We start from the raw sequence: 3,290 nt of genomic DNA, 5'->3' as shown, positions 1-3,290 counted from the left end.
TCACGCCAATAATCGGGTCATTCATAGCTGCTCCAATTCCCCGCACTGCTTGCCTAGGGTGTCTTACGACCATCATGGCAATCAGCGTGCGCCACCCGCGCAGCGGCGTGCCACCCGCGCAGCTCGGAACCGGCAGCCGAACAGCTTCCGGTACGCGGCGTTGCGGACGACGCTACACGCTCGCGGCCCGCCGCTTGCGGGGCGGCCGCGCGAGGAGGGATTCGTCCGGACCGTTCCACACCTTGAGGATCGCCCAACCCACCGCCGTGATCGGCACCGCGAGGACCGCCCCGGCAATGCCGCCGAGGATCGTGCCGGCGGTCAGGGCCACCAGGATCACCAGCGGGTGAAGCTTGAGGGACTGCCCCATCACCAGGGGCTGCAGCAGGTCCCCCTCCAGCTGGTTGACCACAATGACGATGCCCAGCACGATGAGGGCGACGACCGGCCCGTTGGCGACCAGCGCGACGAGTGCGGCGAGGATACCCGCGACCGTCGCCCCGATCAGGGGGATGAAGGCGGTGAGGAAGATGATGACGGCCAGCGGAAGCGCCAGCGGGACCTGGAGGATCGCCAGCCCGCCTCCGATCGCCACCGCGTCGACCAGGGCGATGATCGCCGTGCCTCGCACGTAGCCGCCGAGCACCCGCGGCGCGGTGTCCCCGATGCGGCGCATCCGCTCGAGGCGCTCGCCACGGAAGGGGCGCAGGAAGAACGCCCAGATCCCGTCGCCGTCTTTGAGGAAGAAGAACAGGATGACCGCCACGAGCAGGATCCCGGTGATCGCCTCGGCCGCGGCGGAGGCCCCGGCAATCGCACCGGTGCCGAACTGGCTGCTCGTGATGAAATCGACGAGTGCCGCGCGTGCGTCATCCAATTGCGCCTGGTCGATCGGGATCGGCCCGTCGGCCAGGAAGGCCTGCAGCTCGTCCAGGCCGTCAGAGCCGGCCTGGGCCAGTTCGCCCCACTGGTTGCGCACGGCGAACACGATCAGGGTGATGATCCCGCCGAAAACGAGCACACCGGCGAGCAGCGTGAGCCAGGTGGCGAGCATCGCCGAGAGGCCGCGCCGCCGCAGCCAGCCGACGAGCGGGGCGATCGCGGCCGCGAGAATCACGGAGATCAGGACCGGAATCACCACGAGCTTCAACTGCACCAACCCGAACACGACCACCGAGGCGAGCGTGATCACCAGGATGAGCTGCCCGCTGCGGATGCCGAGGCGCCCCAGGCCGTCCGTCCAGGGTGCTCGAATGGACGGTCGGCCGGTGTTGTCGTCTTCTCCCATGGTGCAACCTTAGACAGGCGGCGGGGCCGACGACTCCTGTCGTGCGGCCTGCCGTGAATCGCCCTGGCCGAGGACCGACCGCCTGACCTTTAGCCGAGGACCGCCGCGACGGATTCGTCGATGATGCCGAGCCCGCGCTCGAGTTCCTCGTCGGTGATGGTCAGTGCGGGCAGGACCTTCATGACCTCGCCCTCCGGACCCGACGTTTCCATCAGCAGGCCCCGGGTGAAGGCCTCGGCGCAGACCCGGCCGGCCAGGTCACCGTCGGCGAACTGCAGCCCGCGGGCCAGTCCTCGTCCCTTCGCCACGAGGGCATGCTCCGGGTAGCGGGCCGCGATGGCGGCGAAGCGTGCCTGCACGGTCTCGCCCCTGGCGAGCGTCGAACGCTCGAGCGCGTCATCCGACCAGTAGAGGCGGATGGCCTCGGCCGCGGTGGCGAAGGCGGGGCTGATGCCGCGGAAGGTGCCGTTGTGCTCCCCCGGCGCCCAGATGTCGAGCTCCGGACGGATCAGGGTGAGCGCCATCGGCAGGCCGTAGCCGCTGATCGACTTCGACAGGCAGACCATGTCGGGCACGATCCCGGCTGCTTCGAAGCTGAAGAACCCGCCGGTTCGTCCGCAGCCCATCTGCACATCGTCGAGGATCAGCAGCACGCCGTGCTCCCGGCACAGCTCGGACAGGCCGCGCAGCCACTCGGCCCTGGCCACGTTGATGCCGCCCTCGCCCTGCACCGACTCCACGATGACCGCGGCCGGCTTGTCCAGCCCGCTGCCGCTGTCGCCGAGGAGGCGTTCCAGGTAGGCGAAGTCGGCGCCGCCCTCGAGGTAGCCGTCGAACGGCATCGGCGTCGTGTGCACGAGGGGAACGCCGGCGCCGCCACGCTTGAGCGCGTTGCCGGTCACGGCGAGCGCGCCGAGCGTCATCCCGTGGAAGGCGTTCGTGAAGTTGATGACGCCGGTGCGGCCGGTCACCTTGCGGGCGAGCTTGAGGGCAGCCTCGACGGCGTTCGTGCCGCCGGGGCCGGGGAAGACGATCTTGTAGTCGAGGTTCCGCGGCTTCAGGATCAGCGAGTCGAAGGTCTCGAGGAAGTCCCGGCGCGCGGTGGTGAACATGTCCAGCGAGTGCATGACCCGGTCGTCGCTCAGGTAGTCGATCAGGACCTTCTTGAGTTGCGGGTTGTTGTGGCCGTAGTTGAGGGCGCCGGCGCCGGCGAAGAAGTCCAGGTAGCCGCGGCCGTTCTCGTCGTACATGGTGCTGCCGACGGCGCGGTCGAACACGACCGGCCAGGACCGGGAATAGCTCCGGACCTGTGATTCTCGCGTGGTGAAGACGTCAGTGATCATGGCCATGGGAGTTCCTCCGCATTTGGGGTGATGGCCCGGCCGGCCGATCGGGTGGAGCGGCTCGGCATCGTGGGCGTCCGGGAAATTTGTTCTTCGAAAGTGAGCTCGTGACGACCCGGTCGTTGTCGGCATGCGCCCCTTGAGCCTATGCACTCCCCCTCCGGATGGCTAACCTTGGCGGGGGGGGCCGCTCGGCCGCCAGCACCGCCGCAGCCAGCACGGCCGCAGCCATCACCGTCGCCAAGGAGTAGCGCCATGCCAGAAGACACCGCACCAGTGTTGCCGCCCAGCCCCGCGGCATCCGGCCCGGCCGTGCTCGACGAGTGGGTCACCCGACTCGTCCGGGAGCTGGGTCTTCCGGCCGACGTCATCAACGTCGCGCTCGTGCTCGACCTCGCCCGCGACGCAGCCCACGGCGTGGCCCGTCCGGCCGCGCCCCTCACCACGTTCCTGGTCGGCTACGCGGCCGCCCGCGCCGGCGGCTCCCCCGACGACGTCGAACGGATCGCCGCGATCGCCACCCGGCTCGCGACCGAATAACCCCCGCGAACGCGCGATGTCAAGCTGAGTGGAGCCACTCGGGTTAGTTTGTGACGGCTGTGTCGGGGATGTTGATTCCGACGGTGCCGGCTGGTGCGGGTGTTCTTGGTCGCGCGCGG

At 69.2% G+C, this 3,290-nt stretch carries 3 protein-coding genes; 1 reads left to right on the top strand and 2 read right to left on the bottom strand.

Features of this window, described 5'->3' with window-relative positions:
• Positions 1-172 precede the first annotated feature (172 nt).
• Together E3T54_RS01480 and ectB are read right to left on the bottom strand one after the other, a co-directional pair.
• On the bottom strand, positions 173-1,288 hold the full coding sequence (locus E3T54_RS01480; RefSeq protein ID WP_134474263.1) for an AI-2E family transporter: 1,116 nt from the start codon (positions 1,286-1,288) through the stop codon (positions 173-175).
• An 89-nt stretch (positions 1,289-1,377) separates the two neighbouring features.
• On the bottom strand, positions 1,378-2,637 hold the full coding sequence (gene ectB / locus E3T54_RS01475) for a diaminobutyrate--2-oxoglutarate transaminase (RefSeq protein WP_198414415.1): 1,260 nt from the start codon (positions 2,635-2,637) through the stop codon (positions 1,378-1,380).
• 249 nt (positions 2,638-2,886) lie between these two features.
• On the opposite strand from ectB, the gene E3T54_RS01470 reads away from it, so the two are divergent.
• Positions 2,887-3,171, top strand: a complete 285-nt coding sequence (locus E3T54_RS01470) for a DUF6457 domain-containing protein (protein WP_198414414.1) — start codon at positions 2,887-2,889, stop codon at positions 3,169-3,171.
• Positions 3,172-3,290 lie beyond the last annotated feature (119 nt).

This window comes from Cryobacterium sp. Sr8, assembly GCF_004403225.1.
Taxonomy (GTDB): domain Bacteria; phylum Actinomycetota; class Actinomycetes; order Actinomycetales; family Microbacteriaceae; genus Cryobacterium; species Cryobacterium psychrotolerans.
This window is presented reverse-complemented; position numbering and strand designations above follow the sequence as displayed.